Source organism: Acinetobacter sp. CY17, assembly GCF_059515825.1.
Genome location: NZ_JCAKMX010000056.1, coordinates 1 through 2694 on the forward strand (window position 1 = coordinate 1; position 2694 = coordinate 2694).

Consider the following 2694-nt stretch of genomic DNA (forward strand, 5'->3'; position numbering starts at 1 on the left):
TGATTTAGTAACTGATCTTTTAGGTGGCTTAACAGGTGGTTTACTTCCACTTGATCTAGTGACTAACCTAATCGGTGGTTTAACTGGCGGTTTATTATCTCTAGATTTCGTAACCAATCTTCTAGGTGGTTTAACCAACGGCTTGTTATCGCTTGATTTAGTAACTGATCTTTTAGGTGGCTTAACAGGTGGTTTACTTCCACTTGATCTAGTGACGAACTTGGTTGGTGGTTTAACTGGTGGTCTATTATCACTAGATTTCGTAACCAATCTTCTAGGTGGTTTAACCAACGGCTTGTTATCGCTTGACCTAGTGACTGATCTAGTTGGTGGCCTAACAAATGGCTTGTTATCGCTTGATTTAGTGACTGATCTTTTAGGTGGCTTAACAGGTGGTTTACTTCCGCTTGATCTAGTGACGAACTTGGTAGGTGGTTTAACTGGTGGTCTATTATCACTAGATTTCGTAACCAATCTTCTAGGTGGTTTAACCAACGGCTTGTTGTCACTTGACCTAGTGACTGATCTAGTGGGCGGTCTAACTAACGGCTTGTTATCTCTTGACCTAGTGACTGATCTAGTGGGTGGCCTAACTAACGGTTTGTTATCACTTGATTTAGTAACTGATCTTTTAGGTGGTTTAACGAACGGCTTATTATCGCTTGATTTAGTGACTGATCTAGTTGGCGGCCTAACAAACGGCTTGTTATCACTTGACCTGGTCACAAACTTAGTTGGTGGTTTAACCAATGGCCTACTATCCCTAGATGTTGTAACTAATCTATTAGGTGGTTTAACCAATGGCTTGTTGTCACTTGACCTAGTGACTGATCTAGTGGGTGGTTTAACAAACGGTTTATTATCACTTGACCTAGTGACTGATCTAGTGGGCGGTTTGACCAACGGCTTGTTATCACTTGACCTAGTCACAAACTTAGTTAGTGGTTTAACCAACGGTTTACTATCCCTGGATGTTGTAACTAATCTATTAGGTAGTTTAACAAACGGTTTATTATCGCTAGACGTCGTTACTGACTTGGTTGGTGGTTTAACAAACGGCTTACTATCATTAGATGTCGTTACTGACCTAGTTGGTGGTCTGACGAATGGTCTCTTATCTGGAGATGGCTTAGGGAACTTGTTAGGTGGACTCACAGGTTCGGGTAACGTAGATGGTCAACCGTCTACAAATCTAGGTGATTTGTTAGGTAACGCATTGAACAATTTAACTGGTTCATTAAACGTAAATGTAGAAGGTGATTCAGTCACTGGTTCAGTAAACGGCGGTTTGTTGGGTGGCTTGTTAGGTGGCTTATTGAATAAGTCAACATTTACAGCTGAAGTTGATACACCTGAAGCAATTTCTGTATCTGAACAACAACAAGCGTACGAGTTAGTGCAAGAACTAATTCTGACAGAGTCAGAAACCAACGTGGTTGAGCAGGTAGTCACTGAAACAGGTGAGACTTTAGAGATTACAGCGATTAACTCAGCGCCTGTGGCACTGGAGCCTGTATTCGTTGCGACGATTGATCATGATTCTACGACTGATCAACTGTTTAATTCTCAAAGTTTTGTTTAATTAACAACTAGATCATTCGTATAAATTTAAAATCGTCTACCTTAGGGTAGACGATTTTTTAGATCTGATGAAATTAAATTTGGTCTGTAAGCATCCGCTGAACCCCATCGCTATATTTTAATGGGGATCAGGTTTCCATCGGTGTGGTAGTAATTCTTCTATTTGGGTCACTTTATGTGTCGGTAGTCTTTTCAGCACATCACTTAAATAGGCATACGGATCCAGCTCATTCAATTTTGCTGACTGAATCAGCGTCATGATATTCGCCGCTCGCTGACCACTGCGTAGAGAACCTGCAAACAGCCAGTTTTTACGTCCCAAGGCCCAGGGACGCATCTGGTTTTCTACCCCTTGCGCAGCAATGCTGCTCATATCTATAGGTAAATTGCCATCATCTAGATAGCGGCTTAAAGCACGCCAACGTTTTAGACTATAATTGATGGCTTTGGCTGTGGCAGAACTCGGTGGCACCTTGAGAGCATGCTGGTTGAGCCATACATACAGTTGTTGCATCACCCGTTGACTATGTTGTTGCCGATAGTCGTAGCGTTGTTGTGCTGTATTGATGGTCGCTTGTCTGAGTTCTGCTTCTATCGCATAGAGTTTTTGCATCAGTACTAATGCCTGTTCAGCAATTTGACTTTTCCCAGTCACATGCAGTTCATGGAATTTACGTCTCGCATGTGCCATGCAGCCCACTTCAATGATTTGACCTGATTTAAAACGGGCTTTATAGCCACTGTAATCATCACAGACCAAATGACCCTGCCAGTCTTGCAGAAAGTCTTCTGCATGCTGACCTGAACGACTCGGCTGGAAGTCATAGATCACCGCCTGAATAGGATTGTATTGTGTGCTGGCATAAGCCCAGACATAACCTTTTTTCGGTTTTTTCTCTTGATCACCAAGTTGCATGAAGGTGACTGGTGTTTCATCTGCATGAATCACCTGCTGTTGCAACACCACCTCTTTTAAGGCATTGGCTAGAGGTTCTAGTTCAACACCACAGCGACCAAGCCAATCTGAAAGAGTAGATCGAGAAAGATCAACACCAGCCCGTTGATAGATCAGGCGCTGACGGTACAGTGGTAAATGATCAGCATATTTAGATA

General features: G+C 42.5%; 1 protein-coding gene and 1 pseudogene. One reads left to right on the plus strand and one right to left on the minus strand.

The window, feature by feature from the left end:
- Positions 1 to 1582 (plus strand): annotated as a pseudogene (locus AC5YCI_RS16195) (hypothetical protein); the annotation flags it as partial.
- A 117-nt stretch (positions 1583 to 1699) separates the two neighbouring features.
- Here the strand turns inward: AC5YCI_RS16195 and tnpC are convergent.
- The coding region (gene tnpC / locus AC5YCI_RS16200; protein ID WP_496175935.1) for an IS66 family transposase at positions 1700 to 2694 on the minus strand (995 nt) is incomplete at its 5' end.